20 protein-coding genes are annotated in these 25,827 nt (G+C 57.0%); 10 read left to right on the forward strand and 10 right to left on the reverse strand.

Annotated elements, in window-relative coordinates; genetic code table 11:
* The first annotated feature begins 5 nt into the window (after positions 1-5).
* Together selA and selB are read left to right on the forward strand one after the other, a co-directional pair.
* Positions 6-1,391: an L-seryl-tRNA(Sec) selenium transferase gene (gene selA / locus OSH03_RS15440; RefSeq protein WP_266179508.1), complete on the forward strand. Its 1,386-nt coding sequence runs from the start codon at positions 6-8 to the stop codon at positions 1,389-1,391.
* Positions 1,388-3,226 carry a selenocysteine-specific translation elongation factor gene (gene selB / locus OSH03_RS15445; protein ID WP_266179509.1) on the forward strand — a complete coding sequence of 613 codons (1,839 nt, stop codon included), beginning with the start codon at positions 1,388-1,390 and terminating at the stop codon, positions 3,224-3,226. Before selA ends, selB begins: the two co-directional genes overlap by 4 nt.
* A 3-nt stretch (positions 3,227-3,229) precedes the next feature.
* Here the strand turns inward: selB and OSH03_RS15450 are convergent, their stop codons facing one another.
* A complete protein-coding gene (locus OSH03_RS15450) occupies positions 3,230-4,114 on the reverse strand; it encodes an ROK family protein (RefSeq protein WP_266179510.1) in 885 nt (294 codons plus the stop codon).
* Positions 4,115-4,279: 165 nt separating this feature from the next.
* On the opposite strand from OSH03_RS15450, the gene aldB reads away from it, so the two are divergent.
* Complete coding sequence (aldB, locus tag OSH03_RS15455) at positions 4,280-5,818, forward strand: aldehyde dehydrogenase AldB (protein WP_023309928.1); 1,539 nt, start codon at positions 4,280-4,282, stop codon at positions 5,816-5,818.
* On the opposite strand, the gene OSH03_RS15460 is transcribed toward aldB, so the two are convergent.
* Complete coding sequence (locus OSH03_RS15460) at positions 5,815-6,780, reverse strand: LysR family transcriptional regulator (RefSeq protein WP_253540265.1); 966 nt, start codon at positions 6,778-6,780, stop codon at positions 5,815-5,817. The two genes, aldB and OSH03_RS15460, sit on opposite strands and share 4 nt — an antisense overlap.
* Positions 6,781-6,897: 117 nt before the next feature.
* Between OSH03_RS15460 and OSH03_RS15465 the strand changes: the two genes are divergently transcribed.
* The 3 genes from OSH03_RS15465 to OSH03_RS15475 all read left to right on the forward strand — a co-directional run bounded on the left by OSH03_RS15465 (position 6,898) and on the right by OSH03_RS15475 (position 8,452).
* The gene (locus OSH03_RS15465) at positions 6,898-7,638 is read left to right on the forward strand and encodes a MipA/OmpV family protein (RefSeq protein WP_248071797.1); all 741 of its coding nucleotides are present in this window, start codon (positions 6,898-6,900) and stop codon (positions 7,636-7,638) included.
* A gap of 209 nt (positions 7,639-7,847) precedes the next feature.
* Positions 7,848-8,033 carry a type II toxin-antitoxin system HicA family toxin gene (locus OSH03_RS15470; RefSeq protein ID WP_151412682.1) on the forward strand — a complete coding sequence of 62 codons (186 nt, stop codon included), beginning with the start codon at positions 7,848-7,850 and terminating at the stop codon, positions 8,031-8,033.
* 14 nt (positions 8,034-8,047) lie between these two features.
* Positions 8,048-8,452 (forward strand): type II toxin-antitoxin system HicB family antitoxin, encoded by a 405-nt coding sequence (locus OSH03_RS15475; RefSeq protein WP_080329864.1) that lies wholly within the window; start codon positions 8,048-8,050, stop codon positions 8,450-8,452.
* A 43-nt stretch (positions 8,453-8,495) separates the two neighbouring features.
* Here the strand turns inward: OSH03_RS15475 and OSH03_RS15480 are convergent, their stop codons facing one another.
* Together OSH03_RS15480 and OSH03_RS15485 are read right to left on the reverse strand one after the other, a co-directional pair.
* A complete protein-coding gene (locus OSH03_RS15480) occupies positions 8,496-10,445 on the reverse strand; it encodes a glycoside hydrolase family 127 protein (protein WP_266179511.1) in 1,950 nt (649 codons plus the stop codon).
* Positions 10,446-10,455: 10 nt separating this feature from the next.
* Entirely contained in the window at positions 10,456-11,856 is a 1,401-nt protein-coding gene (locus OSH03_RS15485; RefSeq protein ID WP_266179512.1) for an MFS transporter, read from the reverse strand.
* Positions 11,857-12,078: 222 nt separating this feature from the next.
* On the opposite strand from OSH03_RS15485, the gene OSH03_RS15490 reads away from it, so the two are divergent.
* Positions 12,079-12,897 (forward strand): helix-turn-helix domain-containing protein, encoded by an 819-nt coding sequence (locus tag OSH03_RS15490; RefSeq protein ID WP_266179513.1) that lies wholly within the window; start codon positions 12,079-12,081, stop codon positions 12,895-12,897.
* A 57-nt stretch (positions 12,898-12,954) separates the two neighbouring features.
* Here the strand turns inward: OSH03_RS15490 and avtA are convergent, their stop codons facing one another.
* Together avtA and OSH03_RS15500 are read right to left on the reverse strand one after the other, a co-directional pair.
* Positions 12,955-14,211, reverse strand: coding sequence for a valine--pyruvate transaminase (avtA, locus tag OSH03_RS15495; RefSeq protein ID WP_151412684.1), 1,257 nt, complete (start codon positions 14,209-14,211; stop codon positions 12,955-12,957).
* A 218-nt stretch (positions 14,212-14,429) separates the two neighbouring features.
* Entirely contained in the window at positions 14,430-16,460 is a 2,031-nt protein-coding gene (locus OSH03_RS15500; protein ID WP_266179514.1) for an alpha-amylase, read from the reverse strand.
* Positions 16,461-16,774: 314 nt separating this feature from the next.
* On the opposite strand from OSH03_RS15500, the gene OSH03_RS15505 reads away from it, so the two are divergent.
* Positions 16,775-17,599: a protein bax gene (locus OSH03_RS15505; RefSeq protein WP_071888220.1), complete on the forward strand. Its 825-nt coding sequence runs from the start codon at positions 16,775-16,777 to the stop codon at positions 17,597-17,599.
* 38 nt (positions 17,600-17,637) lie between these two features.
* Here OSH03_RS15505 and xylR read toward each other — a convergent pair whose 3' ends face one another.
* The 4 genes from xylR to xylF all read right to left on the reverse strand — a co-directional run bounded on the left by xylR (position 17,638) and on the right by xylF (position 22,615).
* Positions 17,638-18,816 carry a D-xylose utilization transcriptional activator XylR gene (xylR, locus tag OSH03_RS15510; RefSeq protein WP_061096594.1) on the reverse strand — a complete coding sequence of 393 codons (1,179 nt, stop codon included), beginning with the start codon at positions 18,814-18,816 and terminating at the stop codon, positions 17,638-17,640.
* 33 nt (positions 18,817-18,849) lie between these two features.
* Positions 18,850-20,031 carry a xylose ABC transporter permease XylH gene (xylH, locus tag OSH03_RS15515; protein WP_080329880.1) on the reverse strand — a complete coding sequence of 394 codons (1,182 nt, stop codon included), beginning with the start codon at positions 20,029-20,031 and terminating at the stop codon, positions 18,850-18,852.
* Complete coding sequence (locus OSH03_RS15520) at positions 20,009-21,550, reverse strand: xylose ABC transporter ATP-binding protein (RefSeq protein ID WP_266179515.1); 1,542 nt, start codon at positions 21,548-21,550, stop codon at positions 20,009-20,011. Before OSH03_RS15520 ends, xylH begins: the two co-directional genes overlap by 23 nt.
* A 72-nt stretch (positions 21,551-21,622) precedes the next feature.
* Positions 21,623-22,615 (reverse strand): D-xylose ABC transporter substrate-binding protein, encoded by a 993-nt coding sequence (xylF, locus tag OSH03_RS15525; RefSeq protein ID WP_008502746.1) that lies wholly within the window; start codon positions 22,613-22,615, stop codon positions 21,623-21,625.
* Positions 22,616-22,986: 371 nt separating this feature from the next.
* On the opposite strand from xylF, the gene xylA reads away from it, so the two are divergent.
* Both xylA and xylB read left to right on the forward strand, forming a co-directional pair.
* A complete protein-coding gene (gene xylA, locus OSH03_RS15530) occupies positions 22,987-24,309 on the forward strand; it encodes a xylose isomerase (RefSeq protein WP_266179532.1) in 1,323 nt (440 codons plus the stop codon).
* Positions 24,310-24,370: 61 nt separating this feature from the next.
* Entirely contained in the window at positions 24,371-25,825 is a 1,455-nt protein-coding gene (gene xylB / locus OSH03_RS15535) for a xylulokinase (protein ID WP_266179516.1), read from the forward strand.
* Positions 25,826-25,827 lie beyond the last annotated feature (2 nt).

Here is a 25,827-nt window from a genome sequence, read left to right on the forward strand (position 1 = left end):
CTTTCATGACTACTCATCATTCGCTGTACAGCCAGATCCCCGCGACCGACCGACTTCTTCGCGATCCCCGCATCCATGCTGCCGTTGAGCGCTTCGGCCATACCGCGACGGTGGAGATGCTGCGTCTGCTTCAGGATGAAGCCCGCGGCCATATCCAGGCCGAAAACACCTTGCCCGACTGGTGCGCAGCGTGGGAGCAGGAAGTGGAGCATCGGCTGGGCGAGAAGGCGCAAAGCGCGTTACGCCCGGTGATTAACCTGACGGGGACCGTGCTGCACACCAACCTGGGACGCGCCCGGCAGGCGGAAGAGGCGGTGGCTGCGGTCGTGCAGGCCATGCGCTCGCCGGTGACGCTGGAGTACGATCTGGACGGCGCCGGGCGCGGGCATCGCGATCGCGCGCTGGCGGATCTGCTCTGCCAGCTAACCGGCGCGGAGGATGCCTGCATTGTGAATAACAACGCGGCGGCGGTTCTGCTGATGCTGGCGGCGACCGCGAGCGGCAGAGAGGTGGTAGTGTCCCGCGGCGAGCTGGTGGAGATTGGCGGGGCGTTTCGCATCCCGGACGTGATGCGCCAGGCGGGCTGCACGCTGCATGAGGTGGGTACGACTAACCGTACCCATGCGAAAGATTATCGCGCGGCGGTGAATGAAAACACCGCCCTGCTGATGAAGGTTCACACCAGCAATTATCATATTGAAGGCTTCACCAAAACGGTTGAAGAGGCCGAGCTGGCGGCGATTGGGCGCGAGCTGAATATTCCGGTGATTGCCGACCTCGGCAGCGGCTCGCTGGTGGATCTCAGCCAGTACGGGCTGCCAAAAGAGCCGATGCCGCAAGAGATGATTGCCGCGGGCGTGAGCCTGGTCAGCTTTTCCGGCGACAAACTGCTGGGCGGGCCGCAGGCCGGGATTATCGTCGGCAAGCGCGAGCTGATTGCGCAGCTGCAGCAGCACCCGCTCAAGCGCGCCCTGCGGGCCGATAAAATGACCCTTGCCGCGCTGGACGCGACGCTGCGGCTCTATCTCCACCCGGAGAAACTGGCCGACCGCCTGCCCACGCTGCGCCTGTTAAGCCGGGATGCCGCCTCGATTCGCGCCCAGGCCGAACTGCTGCTGCCGCGCGTCGCCCCGCACTACCCCGATTTTGACGTTCGCATTGAGCCCTGCCAGTCGCAGATTGGCAGCGGTTCGCTGCCGGTGGACAGGCTGCCGAGTGAAGCGCTCACCTTCACCCCGCGTGACGGGCGCGGTAGCCACCTTGAGGCCCTGTCGTTGCGCTGGCGCGGTCTGCCGACGCCGGTCATCGGGCGGATTTACGACGGCCGCATGTGGCTGGATCTGCGCTGTCTTGAAGATGAAGAGCGATTTCTGGAGATGTTGTTGAAATGATTATTGCCACCGCCGGTCACGTCGACCATGGAAAAACCACGTTACTGCAGGCAATTACCGGCATAAACGCCGATCGCCTGCCGGAAGAGAAAAAGCGCGGCATGACCATCGATCTGGGTTATGCCTACTGGCCCCAGCCCGATGGCCGCGTGCTGGGCTTTATTGATGTTCCGGGGCATGAAAAGTTTCTGTCCAACATGCTGGCGGGCGTAGGGGGTATCGACCATGCCCTGCTGGTGGTGGCGTGCGATGACGGCGTGATGGCGCAAACCCGCGAGCATCTGGCGATCCTCCAGCTGACCGGCAACCCGCAGCTGACCGTGGCGCTGACCAAAGCCGATCGCGTTGACGACGCGCGCATCAGCGAGGTGCGCGAAGCGGTGCAGGCGACCCTACGGGAATATGGTTTTGCCGATGCGCCGCTTTTTGTCACCGTGGCGACTGAAGGGCGCGGTATCGACGAACTTCGCCACCATTTGCAGCAGCTTTCGTCGCGCGAACACGCCAGCCATCACCGCTTCCGTCTGGCGATTGACCGGGCGTTTACCGTCAAAGGCGCGGGGCTGGTGGTCACCGGTACGGCGCTGAGCGGTGAAGTGAAGTTGGGCGATAGCCTGTGGCTGACGGGCGTTAATAAGCCGATGCGCGTGCGCGGCTTGCATGCGCAAAACCAGCCTGCGGAGCATGCCCACGCAGGGCAGCGGATCGCGCTCAACATTGCCGGGGATGCGGAAAAAGAGCAGCTTAGCCGCGGCGACTGGCTGCTGGCCGACGCCCCGCCCGAGCCGTCTGAACGCGTCATTGTCTCCCTGCAGACAAACGTGCCGCTGACCCAATGGCAGCCGCTGCATATTCACCACGCGGCCAGCCATATCACCGGGCGGGTGTCGCTGCTGGAAAACGATCTTGCCGAACTGGTTTTTGATGCGCCGCTCTGGCTGGCGGACAACGACCGTCTGGTGCTGCGGGATATTTCCGCACGGGAAACGCTGGCCGGAGCGCGGGTGGTGACGCTGAACCCGCCGCGACGCGGCAAGCGTAAGCCTGAATACCTGCAATGGCTGGCATCGCTGGCTCAGGCTCGGGATGATAACGCCGCGCTGCGGGTGCATCTTGAGCGCGGGGCGGTGAGCCTGAGTGATTTTGCATGGGCACGCCAGCTGAGCGGCGAAGGGTTGCGTCAGCTGACCCAACAGCCGGGCTTTATTCAGGCCGGCAACAGCCTGCTCGATGCGCCGGTGGCTGCACACTGGCAGCGTAAGATACTGAACACCCTCGCGACTTACCATGAACAGCATCAGGATGAACCCGGTCCTGGTCGTGAGCGCCTGCGGCGCATGGCGCTGCCGACGGAAGACGATGCGCTGGTGCTGCTGCTGATTGAAAACATGCGCGAAAGCGGGGTGATTAAAAGCCATCACGGCTGGCTGCATCTGCCGGATCACAAAGCCGGGTTCACCGCAGAGCAGGAGGCAATCTGGCAAAAAGCGGCCTCGCTGTTTGGCGATGAGCCGTGGTGGGTTCGCGATCTGGCGCGTGAAACGAACACCGACGAGCAGGTGATGCGCCAGGTATTGCGCCATGCGGCGCAGCAGGGGCTGATTGTCGCGATCGTGAAAGATCGTTATTACCGTAACGATCGCATTGTGGCGTTTGCTAACCTGATCCGCGAACTGGATCAGGCCCGCGGCTCCACCTGCGCAGCCGATTTCCGCGATCGGCTGAACGTAGGCCGCAAGCTGGCGATTCAGATCCTGGAATATTTCAACCGTATCGGGTTTACGCGTCGCCGGGGTAATGACCATTTGCTTCGCGACGCGCAGCTGTTCCCCTGAGCGCTACGTGCGGCGGGAGAGCTTCTGCTTCGCCAGCCATACCGCGCCCAGTCTTCCCGCCTGGTTACCCAGCTCGCAGGGCAGAATGGGCACCTTGAGCGCTTCCCATTCCTCGAATCGCTGCAGGTACTTATCGAGCAGGAGATAGATTTTCTCCTGCTCGCTTACCCCGCCGCCAATCAGCACGGCCTGGGGATCGAACATCGAGATCACGCTATAAACGCCGCGCGAGAGAAAATGCGCCCAGGCTTCAATAGCTTCGCGCAGATGCACATCGCTCTCCATGCGTTTAAACAGCTCCTCGCCGTCAGGCATCTCTTCTTCTGATACGGCCAGCGCGCGGCGGCAGGCTTTCATCAGACCGCTGGCAGACGCAACCTCGTGCATCGGTTCGCCCTTGTCCCCCACGGGCAGCACGCCAAATTCACCGGCGCGGTAATGCGACCCGCGATAGAGATCCCCTTCCATCACAATCCCGCCACCGATGCCCGTGCCGATGGTGATACAGACGAAATGCTCGTAATCCTTACCCGCGCCCTGCCAGCGCTCGCCCAGCGCCGCACAGTTGGCGTCGTTTTCTACGGTGACGGGAAGGTCGGTCAGACCGGCGAAAAGTTCGCACAGGTTTTCGCCGTCGAGATACTCGAGCGCGCCCGCTTTAGCCGCTTCGCCGCTGTGGTGGTTAATATGGCCGGGAAAGCTCACGCCGATACCGACGATGTCGTGTTCGTCCTGATACGCTTCAACTACCGCTTTCCAATTCTTTTTGAAGGTATTTTTATCCTCAGGGGTATCGTACTCGTCCGTCGTCAGCTCCTTGCCATTTTCATCAATCACGCCGTGCTTGATGTGGGTTCCGCCTACGTCAAAACCGATAAATAGCTGCATTGCATCGTTCCTTATGAGCTCTTGAGCTGTTAAGTATGGCTCAGTGGCAGAAACGAAACGTAAAGTACGGTAATCCGTGATACGGCTCGTAAACCCGTCACCCACTGGCGAGAAAACCGCCAGCCGGGACTACCCTTGTTGTACAACAACAGCAAGGAGACGGTCATGACAAATAATCCTCCCTCTTCGCGTATCCAGCCCGGCGAGTATGGTTTTCCCCTCAAGCTGAAGCCTCGCTATGACAACTTTATCGGCGGCGACTGGGTGGCCCCCGTCGACGGCGAATACTATTCCAACCTGACGCCCGTTACCGGCCAGCCGCTGTGCGAGATTGCCAGCTCCGGCAAGCGTGATATCGATTTGGCGCTGGATGCGGCGCACAAAGCGAAAGACAAATGGGGCCACACCTCCGTTCAGGATCGCGCCGCCATTTTGTTCAAAATCGCCGACCGCATGGAGCAGAACCTGGAGCTGCTGGCGACAGCGGAAACCTGGGATAACGGCAAGCCGATCCGGGAAACGATGGCGGCAGACGTGCCGCTGGCTATCGACCACTTCCGCTATTTTGCCTCCTGTATTCGCGCGCAGGAGGGCGGAATAAGCGAAGTTGACAGCGATACCGTGGCGTACCACTTCCACGAACCGCTGGGCGTCGTCGGACAAATTATTCCATGGAACTTCCCGCTGCTGATGGCGAGCTGGAAAATGGCGCCCGCGCTGGCCGCCGGGAACTGCATTGTGCTGAAACCGGCGCGTTTAACTCCGCTCTCGGTCCTGCTGCTGATGGAAATTGTGGGCGATCTTCTGCCGCCGGGAGTTATTAACGTGGTGAACGGCGCGGGCGGTGAGATAGGGGAATATCTGGCCACCTCAAAACGGATCGCCAAAGTGGCGTTTACCGGGTCGACGGAGGTGGGCCAGCAGATTATGCAGTACGCCACGCAAAACATCATTCCGGTGACGCTGGAGCTGGGCGGGAAGTCTCCTAACATCTTCTTCGCGGACGTGATGGAGGAAGAGGACGCCTTCTTCGATAAGGCGCTGGAAGGGTTTGCGCTGTTCGCCTTTAACCAGGGCGAAGTCTGCACCTGCCCAAGCCGCGCGCTGGTGCAGGAGTCCATCTACGAGCGCTTTATGGAGCGGGCCATTCGCCGCGTCGAGTCTATCCGCAGCGGTAATCCGCTCGATAATGTCACCCAGATGGGCGCGCAGGTCTCGCACGGACAGCTGGAAACCATCCTCAACTACATTGATATCGGCAAGAAGGAAGGGGCGGATATCCTGACCGGCGGTCGCCGTAAGGTGCTCGGCGGGGATCTGCAGGAAGGGTATTACCTTGAGCCGACGATCCTGTTTGGGCAGAACAACATGCGCGTCTTCCAGGAGGAGATTTTCGGACCGGTGCTGGCCGTGACCACCTTCAAAACGATGGAGGAGGCGCTGGAGATTGCCAACGACACGCCGTATGGCCTGGGGGCGGGGGTCTGGAGCCGTAACGGTAATCTGGCCTATAAAATGGGCAGGGGAATACAGGCCGGGCGCGTCTGGACCAACTGCTACCACGCCTATCCGGCGCACGCGGCGTTTGGCGGGTATAAGCAGTCGGGCATCGGGCGTGAAACCCACAAGATGATGCTGGAGCATTACCAGCAGACGAAATGTCTGCTTGTCAGCTACTCCGATAAACCGCTGGGGCTGTTCTAATCGCCCAGCTCAGGCCGTCCGTGGGCGGCCTGAGCAATTTGCTGGCGCAGACGGTTCAGCACGCCATCCAGAACATACTGTACGCGCCAGGGCTGGTATTCGCGTTTGCGGAAGATAGCGGTTAGGTCGAGCCACCACTCTTCCTGGTGCGGGAAGCAGGGGACCAGCGTGCCCTGCGTTAATTCTTTTTTCAGGCTTTCTTTCGGCGCGAATACTATGCCAAGGTTATTTCTTGCCAGCTCCAGGGCCGTCTGCGTATTGTCGCAAATATAATTGCCGGTCACCCGATAATCATGCACATCCTCACTGCCGTGTACGCGAAAACGCCAGATATTGGCATCATCGACGAGCATGGAGTCGATCAGGATACACGAGTGATTAATTAAATCTTCAGGTCCGGTTAAAGGGTGTTTATTTAAATATTCCTGGGTAGCGAATGCCGTGACGGAATATTTCGTTAACACGCTGGCGACCAGATTTTCATCTTTAGGTTGCGCATAGGTAATTAAAATATCGCAGTCGTCCGGGAAGGACACGCCTTCTGAATATTCGTTGCGGTCCAGGTTGTAGGTTTTCAGGGAAATGCGAATGTCCCCGATGTCCTTTATCTGGTGGATCACGTGGCGCGCGAGATAGGTCACGATACCTGTCGGGGCGTAAATCGTGACTTTTCCACGCTTTTCATGCTTGTAATCAGCAATGAAATTAATAAGTTGCGTATTTTTGTCCAGCGTGGCGTCGACATAAGGAAGTAATGCTTCACCGAACTGCGTCAGAGCGAGCTGGCGGGTCGTGCGCTCAAAAACCTTAAGCCCAACCCGCGTTTCAAAATCCGAGAGATATTTACTGACGTTGGCCTGCGCCATGCCCAGCAGGGCAGCGGCATCACCAATGCTGTGGGTGGCTGCGATGACGGAGATTATTTTTAATTCGCGTGGCTTTAGCTGTAATTTATTCATCATGCGCACCCATCTATATGGTTTTATATATAATATTATATAAACCGCAGCGTTGCACAGGCAAATTTGTAACCATTATTATTCGCCCCGCTTATTTGGCGTATAAATGGATTACTTCACATGACTATTAAATACAATTTACTGATTGCTGCCACGTTATTTGCAACATCTTCTGCAATGGCCGGTGACTTTTCACTTGGCGCGGGGGCCGTATTTAATGAGTCTCCTTACAAAGGCTATAACGAAAATACCACCGCGGTGCCGTTAATTAGCTATGAGGGCGATCGCTTTTATGTTCGTCAGACCACGGGCGGATGGATCCTGTGGAAAGACGCAAAAAATGAACTCAGCCTGACCGCATCCTGGATGCCGCTGCATTTTGATCCGGACGATAACGACGACCATCAGATGAAGCAGCTTGATGAGCGTAAAGCCTCTGCGTTCCTCGGCGGTGCGTACTACCGCCACGAAAGCTGGGGTTCTCTGAAAGTGGCGGTCTCTGGCGATGCCACGGATGAAAGCGGCGGCGTGGTGGGCGAGGTATCCTACTTCCGCCCAATCAGGATGGAACGCCTGACCCTGACGCCCTCTGTCGGTGTTTTCTACAGCGACGAAAGCTATAACGACTACTACTACGGCGTATCCGGCAGCGAGTCTCGCCGCTCAGGTCTGGATCAATACACCGCTGGCGACAGCTGGACGCCGTACGTTGGCCTGGCAGCTAAATATCAGCTAACCCAGAAGCTGTACCTCAACGCCAGCGCGGTCTATACCGTGCTGCCTGACGACGTGAAGAACAGCCCGATGATCGACCGCGACGACAGCTTCGCGCTGATGACCGGCCTGACCTGGCGTTTCTGATGCGGTAAAGCCGGGTGGCGGCGTTGCCTTGCCCGGCCTACGATCGTGCCTGCATATTTGTCTGCAATACAATGTATTCCTTTTTCATTTCTCGATGCTTCTTCCCGTTCCGTCAAAACACCGCTGCACTGATGTTCCTTGTGAGCTAATGTGATTTAACCCGGTAGTGATGGTGTGTATTATGTGTATAATCATGGAAGGATTGGGATGTGAAAAGTGCGGATGTCATTACTGTTCTGATCGGCCACGGCTGGAAATGTGTCAGAACGAAAGGAAGCCATCATCAGTTTCGTCATCCCGTGCAGAAAGGACTGGTTACCGTCCCACATCCTAAAAAGGATATTAAACCGGGCACGCTCGCGCAGATATGGCGGCAGGCGGGAATCAAACACTGATATCAGGAGTAGTTATGTTTTATCCGGCTTACATTCATTCTGATACCGACGGCAGTGCCAGCGGCTTTTTCCCTGACGTTCCAGGCTGTTTTTTTGCAGGTGATTCCCTGGATGACGCATTTCAGGATGCACGTGAGGCGCTCACAGCGCACTTCGAAGCGCTGTTTGAAATGGATGAAGCATTGCCGCTCCCGGGTAACGTGGAAGCGCACCTGGAAAGTCACCCTGACGACTTCACTGGCGGACAATGGCTGCTGGTGGATATCAATATGAAACAGTTCGACGGCAGGGCCGAGCGAATCAACATCACGATGCCTCGTCGTTTACTGATGAAGATTGATTCCTTTGTCAGCGAGCATCCTCAGTTCAGCAATCGAAGTGCGTTTCTGGCTGAGGCAGCACGTCGCGTGCTGCCATAGCGTTCACCCTCTCCCGTGGGTGAGAGCAACAGACCGAATATATTCAGCCTTCATCCACCCATATCCGCATTTCCCCTTCACCCCGGTTAGCCCAGCTAAACCAGGGAATAAAGGTCAACGTCTGGGGCTGACGCTGTACCGGCGAGCGGTCGTACTGCCACAGCGCATTCGTGTCCTTTGCCTGGCACCCAATCCCCTCTGCCTGTATCAGCATCTTGTGCGCGAAGATGCCTTTGCCTTCAAACACCCGGAACTCGCTCTCTCGGGGCAGGGAGAGGTTATGCAGGTTGGCGCCGTTATCCGCTTCTTCCAGGCAGTAAACCAGCGGTCCGCGCTGGAGCGCGACTTTACCCGCCTGCTGGCGCACCTGGGGGTTACCGTACATGCGGCGGACCGGCATCGGTAGCGTCAGGGTCAGGGTGTCGCCTTCCTGCCAGCGGCGGTTGAGGTAGAGATATCCTCGTGAAGCTTCACCGGAAATGGCTTCGCCATTCAGCGAAACGACAGGCTCCGCGCACCAGTCCGGCAGCCTGAGTGCCAGCGTGTGGGTGACCGGAACCGGCGAGGTGATTTCGATCTCCACCTGCTCCTGCCACGGATAGTTACCGCTAATGCGCAGCTGTAGGGTGCTATCCCCCACCGGAATGGCGACATCGTTCCCCACGTACAGGTTGATCAACAGCGCATCCGGGCGAACGGTATAAATGTAGTGCCCCAGCGAGGTCAGCACGCGGGCGATATTCGGCGGGCAGCAGGCGCAGCCGAACCAGCGCTGGCGCACCGGCTTCACGTGGTCATAGATATGGTTAAAGGGCAGCATTTTCGGATGTACTTCCAGCGGATTCACGTAAAAGAAATGCTTACCGTCCAGCGCCATCCCGCCCAGCACCGTGTTATACAGCGCGCGCTCCATCACGTCGGCGTAGTGGCCGTCTGCCTCCATCTCCAGCATCCGGCGGGCAAACATCATCAGGCCGATTGAGGCGCAGCTTTCGGCGTACACCGTATCGTTAGGCAGATCGTAATCGCTGCTGAACGCCTCCCCGCTGCTCTGCGAGCCAATCCCACCGGTAATGTACAGCTGGCGCTGCGCCATGTTGTTCCACAGCCGCAGACAGTCCCGGCGTTTACCTTCGTCGTTGCTCAGGCGCGCCAGGTGCGCCATGCCCGCCATCAGGTAAACAAAACGCACGGCGTGGCCGATGGCCGTTTGCTGCTCTGCAAGCGGCTGATGCGCCTGGCTATAGGCTTTGTCCTTGACCATCCACGCCGTGCCATAGGTGTTCCAGTAAGACGTTTTGCCGCGCTTCTCGTATTCGGTATCGTAGAAGTGAGGCTGCGCGCCGCGTTCTTCGATAAAGTATTTCACCAGATTGAGATAGCGCGGCTCCTGCGTGACGTCGTACAGCCGCATCAGCGCCAGCTCGATTTCCGGGTGGCCAGGGTAACCGTGTAGCTGCGTCTCGCCCGGGCCAAACACGCTGTCGATATGGTCCGACAGCCGGCACACCACGTCGAGCAGGCGGCGTTTTCCGGTTCCCTGAAAATACGCCACGCCCGCTTCAATCATATGCCCGGCGCAGTACAGCTCGTGGCATTCGGCCAGATTCGTCCAGCGTTCCTCGGGGGCTTTTACCGTAAAGTAGGTATTGAGGTAGCCATCTTCACACTGCGCCGCCGCGACCAGCTCAATTACCTCGTCGGCGGTTTTTTCCAGTTCTGCATCCGGCTTCTGGCACAGCGACCACGCCACGGCTTCGAGCCATTTCGCCACGTCGCTGTCCTGAAATACCATCCCGTAAAACTCCCCCTGTTCCAGCCCGGCCGCGATGCGGAAGTTGGCGATGGCGTGGCTGGGTTCGGCCTCCGCCACGCGGTCGTTAAGCGCATCCCACTGGTATGGGATCACCACGTCACGGACCAGCCGTTGATATTGTCCGAGAAACGGATCGTTGATTTTCAGCTGGTGCAGGTCGGGTTCCATTATGGACATAGCGTTCTCCTCAGGACGGTACGTGACGCTGGCGCAGGTCGGTGGCAATGCGCGACATCACAGGGTTATTAAGCCTGCACCAGCGGATAGCGACCGCCAGCAGCAGGTGGAAAAGGGCAGGCAGCAGCGTCTCCATAGCGGTGATGCCCTGCAGTGAGGCTGGCGTCTGGTTGCCCGCGCCTGGCTGATAGGCCACGGCAATAAACACCAGGCTGATGATCCCGGCGCTGGACGCCCACGCAAGCTTGATGAAAAACAGGTTGAAGGCGAAGTTCATTCCCGACGAACGCACGCCGGTTTTCCACTCGCCGTAGTCATCGGCAAAGGCCATAAGCGAGAAGTGCAGCGGCAGGGTGAAGCCCAGGATCACGCCGTTGCTTAAAATGACGATCAGCCACAGCGTCTGGTGCGCCGGGCCACCCGGCAGAAACCACATGCCCACCGCAAGCGCAGCGAGCACCAGGTTGGTGTAGTAGTAGAGTTTGACGGTATCAATACGGCGGGAAAGCGGGCTGACGATCACCGCGCCCAGAATGGCGGCAAAGGTTACCATGGTGAAAAACAGCGAGGTGTACGCCGTGCTGCCCTGAAGCACGTAGGTGATGAAATACATGTATCCGCCGCCGCGAATGTTAAAGACGTTGATCAGCAGAAACGACATCAACAGCATCAGCAGCAGCTGATCGTTTTTACGCAGGCCCGCCAGGTGCTCGCGCAGGGTGAATTTGCCCATCAGCGCCAGCGGGACGCGTTCGCGCACCCAGAAGAAGCAGCACAAGAACATCACCACGGCGATGGCGCACAGCACGCCAACGCCGAACTGATAACCCTTTGCGGCATCGCCCTGGCCCAGCTCCGCCACCAGCCACGGCAGGCCAACGGAGACCAGAAAGCCCGCCACGCCGCACAGCACAAAGCGCCAGGACTGGCAGGCGATCACCTCGTTGTGGCGGGTGGTCATGGTGTTAATCAGCGCGCAGTAGGGCACGTTAATGGCGGTATAGCCCACGGATAACAGCAAATAGGTGCCGAACGCCCAGGCGATTTTCACGCCCATGCTGGCTTCCGGAACGGTGAAGGTCAGTACGCCGATAATGCCTATCGGGACCGCGACCCACAGCTGCCACGGACGAAATCGCCCCCAGCGGCTCTGCGTGCGGTCAGCAATGACGCCCATCACCGGATCGGAAATGGCGTCAAACACGCGAAGCGCTATAAACAGCGTGCCCACCAGCGCAGGGGTGAGGCCAAATACATCGGTATAGAAAAAGGTCAGAAAGTTCATGATCAGGCAGGTAATCACCGTGCCGCCCGCATCGCCCAGGCCGTAGCCAATTTTCTCGCGGACGGACAGCCGGTCATCGACTTTCTGTTTTGCAACGTCTGTGTCTGTAATCGGTGTGGAAGTCATGGGTAACTCCTCGATAAACGATTTTTTTATCGTATTTGTAGGTACCCCATTTATTCTGCATTCAACGGTCAGACCAACAAGGGAAGGGAAAAGTATAAAAAGGTGACGATTCCGACCTGATGATAAAAATGTGATTCCGATCGGACAGATATTCGAATATTAATTAATAATCAACGGGTAAGTTGAATATTAGCGGCAATAAAAGCGGAATGGTGAATATCCATGCTCGAATTATCCATAGCGCTTCCGGTTAAGGTCCAAAACGGCGGGCTATTTATCTCCCGCGGAGTGGGCCGCCATCCTGCGCGAAAATTAACATCGTGGGAGATTATTTTCGTCGAAAAAGGGACATTAACGATTCAGGAAGAAAATCATCTTTTTGACGTTAATGCGGGAGAGAGTTTGTTGCTCTGGCCGCAGCGTCGGCATGTGGGCGTGGAGGATTTTCCGGCGGACCTGCGCTTTTACTGGCTTCATTTTGAGGTGGATCCGCAAGATTCAGCGTTACCCAACGCCGCTCCTCTGGCAATAGAACAACACTGCCGGGTAAGGGATGCGGAATATGTGATTGCGCTATTTCGGCAATTCCTCAGCGAGCAGGAGAAATTACAGCGCAGCCTGGCGCTGGAGATGATTTTATTATTGATTTTACAGCAGGTGTCGAACTCTTCAGGATATGAAGACAGCGCCGATCAGGCCGGCGCAGCGATGGCCTGGAAGGCAAAACAGCTTATTCGCACGCAGTTTCATTTACCGATATCCACCTCGCAGCTGGCGAAAGCGTTGCACTGTAATGCGGATTATCTCGGGCGCGTATTTCGCCGGACTTTCCATTTAACCCTGACGGAGGCGATACATCGCCAGCGCGTCAGGGCGGCGGAAAAACTGCTGCTTAACGATTCTGCATCGTTAACCGAGGTCGCAGCGCGCTGCGGCTTTAATGACGTAGGGTATTTCCGGCAGATATTTTCTAAGCATACCGGGTTAACCCCCGCCGTCTGGAAACGGCGGTACTGTAAGGAGCATATTAACTCAGGTTGACCCGTGCCGGGGCCGCCAGATTACGCTCGACTCTGCGGCATCATCTGGCGTAACGCGTTACTGACCGCCTTCGTGCCAGGCTTTTTCAATTTCTTCAGCGAGAATTTTGACGCCCGCTTCGATTTTTTCCGGATCGGGCACGTAGTTCATACGCATGCACTGGTGCGTATGCGGCCACGGCTTATCCAGACCTGGGAAGAAGTAATCGCCCGGCACCATCAGCACGCCGCGTTTTTTCAGGCGCTGGTAGAGCAATTCGGTGGTGATCGGCAGATCCTTAAACCACAGCCACAGGAAAATCGCCCCTTCAGGTTTGTGGATCAGACAGCGTTCTTCCGGCAAATAGCGGCGAAGCGTCGCAATCGTCTCCTGAACGCGCTGATAATAGAACGGTTTGATCACCTCGTTAGACAGACGCAGCAGGTCGTTGCGCTTGATCATTTCGCACATCATCGCCGGGCCAATGCCGCCCGGTGAAAGGCTGATTATGCCGTTCATATTGGTTATGGCGGTGATGATTTTCTCATTGGCGATGATGATGCCGCAGCGGCTGCCCGGCAGACCCAGCTTTGAGAGGCTCATGCACAGAACAATGTTCGGGTTCCACAGCGGGCGTGCTTCGCTGAAAATAATGCCCGGGAACGGTACGCCATAGGCGTTATCGATCACCAGCGGGATGCCGTGCTGATTCGCCAGGACATCCAGCTTCATCAGTTCGTCGTCGGTGATCACGTTGCCCGTTGGGTTAGTCGGGCGCGATACGCAGATCATCCCCGTCTCTTCACCGATATGCAGGTGTTCAAAATCGACGTGATATTTGAACTGGCCTTCCGGCAGCAGCTCGATGTTCGGGCGCGCGGAGACGAACAGATCCTCTTCCAGACCGGAATCAGCATAGCCGATATACTCCGGTGCCAGCGGGAACAGCACCTTTTTGGTTGTGCCGTCGGCACGACGCCCTGCGAAGAGGTTAAACAAGTAGAAAAACGCGCTCTGGCTGCCGTTTGTCAGTGCAATATTCTGTGGTTCGATATCCCAGCCCAGCTCTTCACGCAGCATTTTGGCAAGGAGAGTCAGTAGCTCGGTTTTACCCTGCGGACCGTCGTAATTGCAGAGCGCATCAGTCGCTTTGCCGTTTTCCAGCATCTGTGCGAGCAGCGTCTGGAAATAGGTCGTCATCTCCGGAATTTGCGCCGGGTTTCCGCCGCCGAGCATGATGGCGCCCGGTGTGCGCAGCCCGTCGTTGAGGTCCTCCATCAGGCGAGTAATGCCTGAATGGCGGGTGAATTTGTCGCCGAAAAGTGAAAACGTCATAGCAGGTGTTCTATCGAGCTTATTTTGAAAGTGGGTAACCATAACGCTAGCACCGTGCTGGTGCAAATCTGGGGGTGTGGTCGGATTTGTTTTTTTGTATGGTGGAGTTGGATTTGTGTAGTGAATAGTTCTGATGGGTTTTCCACCCCTCACCCTAACCCTCTCCCCATGTCCCCGGACTGTACATGGGGAGAGGGACGGGGTGAGGGGCGAGGAGATTATTGATTACCCGCCCATACCACCATCACCTTATCGCCCTTGTGCTCGCGCACGAAGCCGTACCCCTCTTTCAGCGACAGCGTGGTTTGCCTGCCTTCACCGATCGCCGGATGGCGGGCGCGGAACTGGCCCAGCGTTTGCCAGTGGGCGACGGTTAAGGCCTGCTTGCCCGTCACGTCCTGCCAGTTCATATCCGAGCGGGTACCCTGCAGCGGGTCAGATCCCGTCGGGCCAAACGGACGCTCGGATTCATCCCCGTAATAGATTTGTACGCTGCCCGGCGCCAGCAGGAGCAGCTCTGCTGCGCGCTGGCCCCCTTCGCGGAACAGGCGCGTGTCATGGGAAGAGAGGTAGCTCAGGACGTTGAAGCTTTGCAGCTTTTCCGCCATCTGCTGCCACGTCAGGTCGATATCGGCCAGGCAATTCACCGCTTTCGCCGCCTGCTCCTGATAATCAAAGTTGATCATTGCGTCGAAACCGTGGCGGTAGTAGTCGCTTTGCATCACCCCGTGGCCCCAGGACTCGCCGGTCATCCAGAACGGTGCGTTATCGAGCTTCTTGTCCGGGTTGGCCCCTTTCCACGCGGCCAGCGCCTGGCTTGCCTGGTCTTTCAACTGCTGCCAGGCCTCAAGCTCGACGTGCTTCGCGGTGTCCACCCGGAAACCGTCAATACCGTAGTCGCGCACCCACTGGCTGAGCCAGTGGGTGAGATAGTCGCGCGGGGTATATCCCGGGATGGCCTTCGCGTGGGTATCGGGCTTGTGCTGATAAAAGTTGGGTAGTCCGGAAGGGGCGGAGGATTCCGTTTTCAGATCCGGGAGAAACGCCAGCGACATGGTTAAATCGTCGAATCCGGGGTTGTCGTAATCGCCAATGTCGGTGCGGATCCATTTCTTGCCCCACCATTTTTCCCATGCGGCTTTATCGCTAAAGTTAATGTAGTCATTAAAACTGTGCCAGCTTTGGCCAGCGCCAGGCTTCCAGTCAGTCCAGCGGTCGCCCAGGGTCTTTTTCAGCTCATCCCCCTGCAGATACAGCGAGCCAAACTGGTACTCCTGCATGTCCGCAAGCGTCGCGTAGCCCGCGTGGTTCATGACGATATCGAACAGGACGCGAATGCCGCGCCTGTGCGCTTCATCAATAAGATGGCGCAGGTCATCCTTGGTGCCCATATTGGCATCGAGCTTCGTCCAGTCCTGGGTGTAGTAGCCGTGATAGGCGTAGTGTGGGAAGTCTCCTTTGGTGCCGCCGCCTACCCAGCCGTGGATCTGCTCAAGCGGGGAGCTTATCCAGAGCGCGTTCACCCCCAGCTGCTGTAAATAGTCGAGCCTGCTGGCGAGCCCTTTGAGATCGCCACCGTGGAAGGTGCCAATCTCCTGCATGCCGTCTTTGTGGCGGCCATAGCTATTGTCGTTGCCCGGGTCGCCATTCACAAAGCGGTCGGTTAGCACAAAATAGACGGTGGCGTTTCGCCAGCTAAACGGCGCTGGTTTGTCGGTTTCGGCGCGCTCAAGCAGCAGCAGGCCACCACTGCTGGCGGCTGGCTGCAGGGTAATGTTTCCGTTCTGCACCGTCGCGGTCTGTTTGCTGTAGAAATCACGCACCACGGTGCCTTCCGGGAAGGTATGGCTAACGTCCAGCGTCAGCGGTTTACCGTCCCACTTCGGGCACTGGCGGATAACGCTTGCAACCGGCTGTTCTGCGGCACTCTGAATGGTCAGCAGCAGGGTCGGCGTGCCGGAGCGGGTATCAATCCGCATCTGGTATTCACCGTCGCGGAACAGGCGCCACTGCGGCGGTGTGCCGTCGCAGGGCTTGAGCGACAGCATCTCATTGAGTTTTATCGCCTCCGAAGGCTGCCAGCACGTCTTGTCAAAACTCAGCGTCAGAGGACGCGTACCCTTCGCAAGCTTTGCCTGGCTGGTAAAAACCCCGGTGCCTTCGGCGCGAAATGCGTTAAACCCCGGCGATGACCAGTCGGCATGTGCCAGAGCGGGTAACATCAGAAATGCTAATGCGGTGCGTTTCATTCCATTTTCCTGTCGCGGCATTTTTGACCAGTGTGCCATCAGGTTGTGGTTAAAAACTCATCCCCCATCGCTTTCTCCCGGGAGGACGCGTGAGGATGAGTGATCCCGCGCAAAATGAGGCAGTTATCTGCGATATCGCACACATTTTTTCAGCAATGATGTTTTTATGAGCAAGTTTCAGGTGACATAGTTTCGGATTTGGACTATTTCTATACGTGCTCTTGAAGTCTATTTTTGATATGATTTGAGATTCCGCTCTCAAATTTGTGAAAAAAATAAGGTGTTGGGATGATTACATCCGACCAGGAGACCTAATGATATCGACTCCCATTCGACGATATGGGGCCGCGATACTCATGTTACTCACCACGACATTTTCGGGTGGGGTGCTTGCGAAGACGCACACGGATACAACGAGTAAGAAAGCCCACGTAATAAAGACGACAAGTAGTAAGGTTAGCAGTAAACAAGAGTATTCTCGCAATAGTGCAAAGAGTAGTTCACTTCCTGATTTGCGAAAATACCCTTCCGGAACACCAAGAAAAAAAGCGTTTCTCCGGACGGTAATGCCTTACATAACAAGTCAAAATGCCGCGATTACGGCGGATCGTAACTGGCTGATTTCAAAACAGTACGATAGCCGCTGGTCGCCGTCTGAGCGCGCGCGTTTGAAAGACATCACGAAGCGCTACAAGCTGAGCTGGAACGGCAATACGCGTCGCGTACCGTGGAATGCTCTCCTTGAGCGTGTGGACATTATCCCAGGCAGCATGGTTGCGACCATGGCAGCAGCCGAAAGCGGCTGGGGAACGTCTAAGCTGGCGCGTAATAACAACAACCTGTTCGGCATGAAGTGTGCGAAAGGGCGTTGTAATAATGCGCCTGGCAAAGTGAAGGGCTATTCTCAGTTTGAATCAGTAAAAGATTCCGTGAATGCTTACGCGGTGAATCTTAATACGCACCCGGCCTACTCATCGTTCCGTAAATCACGCGCTCAGTTGCGTAAAGCGGATCAGGAAGTAACGGCCAGCGCAATGATTCACAAGCTGAAAGGTTATTCGACGAAGGGAAGTAGCTATAACAACTATCTGTTCGCTATGTACCAGGATAACCAGCGCTTAATTGCCGCCCATATGTAATCTCAAAAAACGCCTTCCACCGGAAGGCGTTTTCTTTTCTATATCAGCACCTCGCTGTGGCGATCCCGGTACTCCTTTGGCGTGGTGTCATACTCTTTGCGAAACACCGAATAGAAATACTGCAGCGACGGGTAGCCGCACATCTGCGAGATTTCGTTGATCGACAGTGACGTGGAGACAAGCAGGCTGCGGGCCTTCTCCAGCTTCTCCGCATGGATGACGGCATGGATGGTTTCGCCCACCTCTTCTTTAAACCGCTTCTCCAGATTCGAGCGGGAAATGCCCACCGAGTCCAGAACCTGATCGACCTTAATCCCTTTGCAGGCATGGTTGCGAATATAGTGCATGGCCTGAATGACGGCCGGATCGCTTAGGGAGCGATAATCGGTTGAGCGACGTTCCACGACGCGGACAGGCGGCACCAGCAGGCGCTGAAGCGGCAGAGACTCTTTATCCAGCAGACGGTGCAGCAGCTTCGCCGCCTGATAGCCCATCTGACGCGTGCCCTGTGCTACGGAGGAGAGTGCCACGCGGGACAGATAGCGGGTAAGCTCTTCGTTATCAATGCCAATCACGCACAGTTTTTCAGGCACCGGGATATGCAAATGTTCGCAGACCTGCAGCACGTGTCGGGCGCGGGCGTCCGTGACGGCAATAATCCCGGTTTGCGGCGGCAGCGTTTGCAGCCAGTCCGCCAGACGGTTTTGCGCGTGCTGCCAGTTTTCCGGTGCGGTTTCCAGCCCCTGATAGACCACGCCGCGGTACTTCTCCTGCGCGACCAGCTGGCAAAACGCATGTTCACGCTCAACGGCCCAGCGCTTGCCGCTGGTGGTGGGTAAACCATAGAACGCGAAGCGATGGACGCCTTTCTCCTTTAAATGGAGAAAGGCGGCCTCGACCAGGGCATGGTTATCGGTAGCGATATAGTGAACCGGGGGATAGTGTTCGGGTGAATGGTAGGAGCCGCCGACGCCCACTATCGGGACGTCGACGTCGGTCAGCAGCTGCTCGATGACGGGATCGTCATAGTCGGCGATGACGCCATCGCCCAGCCAGTCTTTGATGTTCTCCAGGCGGGTGCGGAAGTCTTCCTCGATAAAAATATCCCACTCGGATTGCGACGCCTGCAAATATTCACCAACACCTTCCACCACCTGACGGTCGTAGGCTTTGTTGGCATTGAATAACAACGTAATGCGGTGACGCTTTTCAAACATGGCTCGCTTCCCAATTAAGTCACAATGCGGTTATCAGGCTCGTCGCTTGGTGGCAGAGTCCATCCAGACTGCCAGTAAAAGAATGGCCCCCTTGACGATATACTGCCAAAACGTCGGGACGTCCATCATACTCATCCCGTTATCCAACGACGCCATGATAAATGCCCCCATAACCGCGCCCGCCACGCTCCCGATACCGCCTGCGAGGCTGGTACCACCGATGACGCAGGCGGCGATAGCATCCAGCTCGGCGATGTTACCGGCGGAGGGAGAACCGGCCCCGAGACGCGAACTGAGGATCAGCCCGGCGATAGCGACCATCAGGCCGTTAATGGCGAAAACCGCCAGCTTGGTTCGTTCGACGTTAATACCCGAAAGGCGAGCAGCTTCAAGGTTGCCGCCGATGGCATAAATACGGCGGCCAAACGCGGTGCGCGTCGCCATAAACATGCCGCCGAGCAGCAACAGCGCCAGCAGCAGCACCGGCGTTGGAACGCCGCGATAGTCGTTAAGAAGCCAGATGGCGCCCAGCACAATGACCGCCGTCAGCGCCTGACGTCCTACCACGGACGTTGACGCTGGCGACGCAAGACCCATCGCCTGACGGCGCATACGTCCACGCCACTGCCACGCGACAAAGGCCAGCAGTCCCACCACGCCGATCGTAAAGCCTATGCTGTCGGAGAGGTAACTCTGGCCAATTTGCGACATCGCCGCGCTGGTGGGGGAGACGGTCGTACCGTTGGTAATACCGATCAAGATCCCACGGAAGGCCAGCATTCCCGCCAGGGTGACGATAAACGATGGCACTTTACGGTAGGCAACCCACCAGCCGTTCCAGGCGCCCAAAACCAGCCCCAGAACCAGCGTGACAGCCACGGTCAGCGGCAGCGGCCAGCCGAGCCAGACGTCAAAAATGGCCGCCACGCCGCCGAGAAGACCCATCATCGACCCGACCGACAGGTCGATTTCCGCAGAGATAATCACGAACACCATCCCCACGGCCAGGATGCCGGTGATAGCGGTCTGGCGGAGCAGGTTAGAGACGTTACGCGCGCTCAGGTAAGAGCCATCCGTCATCCACGTGAAGAACAGCATGATGACGATAATCGCCGCGATCATCACGAAAACCTGCAGGTTCAGCGCTTTTAGCCCCGCGAACGCGCCGGGCGTCGGAACAGCGACTTTGATATCAGACGGATTGCTTTTCGACATGACGTTCGCTCCTTAAAGCGGCTTCCATCACCTGCTCCTGCGTCAGGTTCTGGTTAATCAGGTTGGCTTTCAGTTTCCCCTCGTGCATGACCAGCACGCGGTCGCTCAGGCCGAGCACTTCGGGTAACTCAGACGAGATGACAATGACGGCAATCCCTTGCTGTACAAGCTGATTAATCAGTTTGTAGATTTCGTATTTGGCACCGATATCGATCCCACGCGTTGGCTCATCAAGGATCAAAATGCGTGGATTGAGGAGCAGGCAGCGCGCCAGAATCGCCTTCTGCTGGTTACCGCCGCTCAGGCGGCCGATCGCCAGTTCCGGCGAGGAGGTTTTGACCTTCAGCCGGGCAAGTGACTGAAGGATGCACTGCTGCTCGGCGGCATCATCCAGGCTGCTCAGCGCGCCGGAGAACCGATCGAGTGCCGCAAGGGTGATGTTTTTACCCACCGCCATGACCGGCACAATGCCGTCTTTTTTGCGGTCTTCCGGCACCATGGCAATGCCGCGGGCAATCGCCTGCTGGCAGTTGTCGATTTTCACCTGCTGGCCGTCGATATAAATCGTGCCCTCCCAGCGCCCCGGCCACACGCCAAACAGGCACTGCACGGCTTCGGTGCGCCCGGCACCGACGAGCCCAGCAATACCAAGAATTTCGCCGCTGTGAAGGGAAAACGAAACGTTATTGACCCGCTTAATGTGGCGGTTAACGGGGTGCCACGCGGTCAGGTTTTCCACGCGCAGCACTTCATCGCCCTGAGTGTGGGGCTCATTCGGGTAGAGCGCAGTTAGCTCGCGGCCCACCATCATGGTGATGATGTCATCTTCACTCATGCCCGCGGCTTCACGCGTGCCGATGTGTTGCCCGTCGCGGATCACGCAGATGGTGTCCGAAATGGCTTTTACCTCGTTCAGCTTGTGCGAAATGTAGATGCAGGCTATACCGTGGTTTTGCAGATCGCGGATGATATTGAGCAGAACCGCAGTTTCCTGTTCGGTGAGTGACGCCGTTGGCTCATCGAGGATCAGCAGCCTGACCTGTTTATTCAGCGCCTTCGCAATTTCGACCAGCTGCTGTTGCCCCAGACCCAGATCGCCCACGCGGGTATCCGGCGAAATGTTGAGGCTCACCTGCGCCAGCAGCTTTTCACAGCGGAGCGTCATGGTGTCGTAATCCAGCACGCCGTGGCGGGAAATCTCGGCTCCGAGGAAGATGTTCTCCAGCACGGTGAGATGTTTCACCAGCGCCAGCTCCTGGTGAATGATGGCGATGCCTTTGCGTTCGGTGTCGCGAATGTGTGTCGCCTGGATGACTTCACCGGCAAAGACGATTTCGCCTTCATAACTGCCGTGCGGGTAGATCCCGCACAGCACTTTCATCAACGTTGATTTGCCCGAACCGTTCTCGCCACACAGCGAAACCACTTCGCCGGGGTTCAACCGGAGACTGACGTTGTCGACGGCTTTCACCGCGCCGAAGCGCTTGGTGATGCTTTTCATTTCAAGTAAATAAGGCATAACTGCTCCACATAACCCGAGGGAAGAACAGTACAACGTGATGCGCCCCCGCAGGGCAGGGGCAGCGCCGGATTAAAGTTCGCTCTTCTTGTGGAAACCGTCTTTAATCACGGTGGCGTCAATGTTCTCTTTATTGACTTCAATTGGCGTGAGCAGGCGAGCCGGAACGTCTTTCAGGCCGTTATTAAGCGTCGCGTCTGCTTTAGGTTGCTTACCGTTGCCCAGCTCAACGGCAATTTCCGCCGCCGTATTGGCAAGCTCGGTAATCGGTTTGTAGACCGTCATGGTCTGGGTTCCTGCGATAATGCGTTTTACGCCCGCAAGGTCGGCATCCTGACCAGAAATCGCGACTTTACCGGCCAGCCCCTGGGCGCTCAGGGCCTGGATAGCCCCGCCGGCTGTGGCATCGTTGGAGGCCACGACAGCGTCAATTTTGTTGTTATTGGCCGTCAGCGCGTTTTCCATAATCTTCAGGGCGTTTTCTGGCAACCATCCGTCGGCCCACTGATCGCCAACCACCTTAATTTTGCCGTTGTCGATGTACGGCTTAAGAACCTTCATTTGCCCTTCGCGGAACAGTTTGGCGTTGTTATCCACCGGCGAACCGCCCATCAGGAAATAATTGCCCTGAGGCACTTTATCGATCAGGCTTTGCGCCTGTAATTCGCCCACTTTTTCATTGTCGAAAGAAATATAATAATCAATATCGGCATTATTAATCATGCGGTCATAAGCGAGAACTTTTATGCCTTCCTGCTTCGCTTCTTTCACCACGTTACTTAATACCTGGCCGTTATAAGGGATAATGACCAGAACATCGACTCCCCGGTTGATCATATTCTCGATCTGCGACATTTGCGTTTCTTCATTGCCGTTAGCCGACTGAACAAACACATTCGCACCGAGTGATTCCGCTTTTTTCACGAAAATATCGCGATCTTTTTGCCAGCGCTCCAGACGCAGGTCGTCAATCGCCATGCCAATTTTGACCTCCTTGGCATGCCCTGCAAAGCTTGCAAGGAGGAGCGTAGTGCAGAGCGTTAGGGTCAGGTTCTTTATCTTCATAATTATTAGGCCTTTTTGTAGGGGTATGTGTTGCTGAGATAAAAGAAACATTCACTGCTGGGTCGCAGCAAATTTTTAACGCGGAAAGGCGGGCTGGCAATTACAGATTTTTATCTTCTCATTACGATATTTGGTTTATTTCTGAATTTATGACCGCGATCGGATTTTAAAATTCGTAACGCCTTAATTACATTTGATTCTGGAATACGCGCCGAAAAATAGTTTGTCTGCGCATTATTTTGCGAGCCAGCGCACAGTTGTGCATTCTCTCAATAGCAGTGTGAAATAACGTAATTGAGCAACCCAAAATGTCTATTCACTATTACTCCTGTATCAACGACTCGCCGCATACCCTGATTATGGAGCTCAATATGCAAGCTTATTTCGACCAACTCGATCGCGTTCGTTACGAAGGCCCAAAAACGACCAATCCTTTAGCATTTCGTCACTACAATCCGGATGAGCTGGTGCTGGGTAAGCGCATGGAAGATCATCTGCGCTTTGCCGCCTGTTACTGGCATACCTTCTGCTGGAACGGCGCCGATATGTTCGGCGTGGGTTCCTTTGACCGTCCGTGGCAGCAGCCGGGTGAGGCCATCGAGCTGGCGAAACGCAAAGCCGACGTGGCGTTTGAGTTCTTCCACAAGCTGAACGTGCCGTACTACTGCTTCCATGACGTGGACGTGTCGCCGGAAGGGGCGTCGCTGAAAGAGTACCTGAACAATTTTGCGCAGATGGTGGACGTGCTGGCGGCAAAACAGCAGCAAAGCGGCGTGAAGCTGCTTTGGGGCACGGCAAACTGCTTCACCAACCCACGCTACGGCGCGGGTGCGGCCACCAACCCGGATCCGGAAGTGTTTAGCTGGGCGGCCACGCAGGTGGTGACGGCAATGAACGCCACGCATCAGCTGGGCGGCGAAAACTATGTCCTGTGGGGCGGCCGTGAAGGCTATGAAACCCTGCTCAACACCGACCTGCGCCAGGAGCGCGAGCAGATTGGCCGCTTTATGCAGATGGTTGTCGACCATAAGCACAAAATCGGCTTCCGCGGCACGCTGCTGATCGAGCCGAAGCCGCAGGAACCGACGAAGCACCAGTATGACTACGACGTGGCGACGGTGTATGGCTTCCTGAAGCAGTTCGGTCTGGAAAAAGAGATTAAAGTGAACATTGAGGCCAACCACGCCACGCTGGCGGGCCACTCATTCCATCACGAAATCGCGTCTGCGATTGCGCTGGGTATCTTTGGCTCTGTCGATGCTAACCGTGGCGATCCACAGCTGGGCTGGGATACCGATCAGTTCCCGAACAGCGTGGAAGAGAATGCGCTGGTGATGTACGAGATCGTCAAAGCGGGCGGCTTCACCACCGGCGGCCTGAACTTTGACGCCAAGGTGCGTCGCCAGAGCACCGACAAATACGATCTGTTCTACGGCCACATTGGCGCGATGGACACCATGGCGCTGGCGCTGAAAGTGGCGGCGCGTATGATTGAAGACGGCGAGCTGGATAAGCGCGTGGCGAAGCGCTACAGCGGCTGGAACAGTGAGCTGGGCCAGCAAATTTTGAAAGGTCAGTTATCGCTTGCGGAAATCGCGAAGTACGCTGAACAACATCAGCTGGCACCGCAGCACCAGAGCGGCCATCAGGAGCTGCTGGAAAATCTGGTTAATCACTACCTGTTCGATAAATAACAGCATGCAGGCCCGGTAAGCAGAAGCACCGCCGGGCATTTCTGTCAAAGGAGTCACCGCAATGTATATCGGGATCGATCTTGGCACATCGGGTGTAAAAGCCATCCTGTTAAGCGAGCAGGGCGACGTATTAGCAACGCAGACTGAAAAGCTGCAGGTTTCACGCCCGCATCCGCTGTGGTCGGAGCAGGACCCGGAGCAGTGGTGGCAGGCGACAGATCGGGCAATTAAGGCGTTAGGTGAACAGCATTCTCTGCGTGACGTGAAAGCCCTGGGGATGGCCGGGCAAATGCACGGTGCAACCTTGCTGGATAGCGAGGATCGCGTGCTGCGTCCCGCGATCCTCTGGAACGATGGCCGCTGTGCGGAAGAGTGTGCGCTTCTTGAGGAACGCGTACCCGCGTCCCGCGAGATCGCCGGCAACCTGATGATGCCGGGATTCACCGCACCAAAACTCTTGTGGGTTCAGCGCCACGAGCCGGAGATTTTCCTTCAGGTGGCGAAAGTTCTGCTGCCAAAAGATTATCTGCGTTTTCGCATGACGGGCGATTTCGCCAGCGACATGTCCGATTCCGCGGGCACCATGTGGCTCGACGTGGCGAAACGCGACTGGAGCGAGGTGATGCTGGATGCCTGCCATCTGACCCGCGAACATATGCCCGCGCTATTCGAAGGTAGCGAGGTGACAGGCACGCTGCTGCCAGACGTTGCCGAGCGCTGGAACATGCCTGCCGTACCGGTAGTCGCCGGGGGTGGCGATAACGCGGCGGGCGCCGTGGGGGTCGGGATGGTTGAGGCGGGGCAGGCGATGCTGTCGCTGGGCACCTCCGGCGTCTATTTTGCCGTCAGCGACGGGTACCGCAGCAACCCCGAAAGCGCCGTGCACAGCTTCTGCCACGCCCTTCCCGGTAAATGGCATTTGATGTCGGTGATGCTCAGTGCGGCGTCCTGCCTGGATTGGGCAGCAAAGCTCACCGGCATGGCCGACGTTCCGGCGCTCATTGCCGCGGCGCAGCAGGCGGATGACGCGGCGGGGACGGTCTGGTTTTTACCGTATCTTTCCGGCGAGCGTACGCCGCACAACAACCCGGAAGCGAAAGGGGTGTTCTTTGGCCTAACCCATCAGCACGGCCCGGCAGAGCTGGCGCGTGCGGTTCTGGAAGGCGTGGGATATGCACTGGCCGACGGGATGGACGTGGTGCACGACTGCGGCCTGAAGCCGACAAGCGTCACCCTGATTGGCGGCGGCGCGCGAAGCCCTTACTGGCGACAGATGCTGGCGGATATTAGCGGGTTGCAGCTGGATTTCCGCACCGGCGGGGATGTCGGGCCCGCGCTCGGTGCCGCGCGTCTGGCGCAGATCGCCATGAACCCGGAAAAACCGCTTTCGCAGCTGTTGCCGCAGCTTACGCTTGAGCAGGCGCATTTGCCTGACGCGGCGCGCCATGCGCGGTACGCGGAAAGGCGCGACGTGTTCCGCAAAATTTATCAGCAGCTGCTGCCGCTGATGTCATAAAC

Origin of the sequence: Enterobacter nematophilus (assembly GCF_026344075.1) — a bacterium.
Classification (GTDB): Bacteria; Pseudomonadota; Gammaproteobacteria; order Enterobacterales; family Enterobacteriaceae; genus Enterobacter; species Enterobacter nematophilus.

Coding starts and splice junctions, on each gene's coding strand:
- OSH03_RS15485 (WP_266179512.1), bottom strand. CDS start 11,856: ATGACTTCCACACCGATTACAGACACAGACGTTGCAAAACAGAAAGTC.
- OSH03_RS15505 (WP_071888220.1), top strand. CDS start 16,775: ATGATATCGACTCCCATTCGACGATATGGGGCCGCGATACTCATGTTA.
- xylF (WP_008502746.1), bottom strand. CDS start 22,615: ATGAAGATAAAGAACCTGACCCTAACGCTCTGCACTACGCTCCTCCTT.
- OSH03_RS15465 (WP_248071797.1), top strand. CDS start 6,898: ATGACTATTAAATACAATTTACTGATTGCTGCCACGTTATTTGCAACA.
- OSH03_RS15450 (WP_266179510.1), bottom strand. CDS start 4,114: ATGCAGCTATTTATCGGTTTTGACGTAGGCGGAACCCACATCAAGCAC.
- OSH03_RS15490 (WP_266179513.1), top strand. CDS start 12,079: ATGCTCGAATTATCCATAGCGCTTCCGGTTAAGGTCCAAAACGGCGGG.
- OSH03_RS15460 (WP_253540265.1), bottom strand. CDS start 6,780: ATGATGAATAAATTACAGCTAAAGCCACGCGAATTAAAAATAATCTCC.
- xylR (WP_061096594.1), bottom strand. CDS start 18,816: ATGTTTGAAAAGCGTCACCGCATTACGTTGTTATTCAATGCCAACAAA.
- OSH03_RS15500 (WP_266179514.1), bottom strand. CDS start 16,460: ATGAAACGCACCGCATTAGCATTTCTGATGTTACCCGCTCTGGCACAT.
- OSH03_RS15480 (WP_266179511.1), bottom strand. CDS start 10,445: ATGTCCATAATGGAACCCGACCTGCACCAGCTGAAAATCAACGATCCG.
- selA (WP_266179508.1), top strand. CDS start 6: ATGACTACTCATCATTCGCTGTACAGCCAGATCCCCGCGACCGACCGA.
- xylH (WP_080329880.1), bottom strand. CDS start 20,031: ATGTCGAAAAGCAATCCGTCTGATATCAAAGTCGCTGTTCCGACGCCC.
- OSH03_RS15520 (WP_266179515.1), bottom strand. CDS start 21,550: ATGCCTTATTTACTTGAAATGAAAAGCATCACCAAGCGCTTCGGCGCG.
- selB (WP_266179509.1), top strand. CDS start 1,388: ATGATTATTGCCACCGCCGGTCACGTCGACCATGGAAAAACCACGTTA.
- xylB (WP_266179516.1), top strand. CDS start 24,371: ATGTATATCGGGATCGATCTTGGCACATCGGGTGTAAAAGCCATCCTG.
- OSH03_RS15475 (WP_080329864.1), top strand. CDS start 8,048: ATGTTTTATCCGGCTTACATTCATTCTGATACCGACGGCAGTGCCAGC.
- avtA (WP_151412684.1), bottom strand. CDS start 14,211: ATGACGTTTTCACTTTTCGGCGACAAATTCACCCGCCATTCAGGCATT.
- xylA (WP_266179532.1), top strand. CDS start 22,987: ATGCAAGCTTATTTCGACCAACTCGATCGCGTTCGTTACGAAGGCCCA.
- aldB (WP_023309928.1), top strand. CDS start 4,280: ATGACAAATAATCCTCCCTCTTCGCGTATCCAGCCCGGCGAGTATGGT.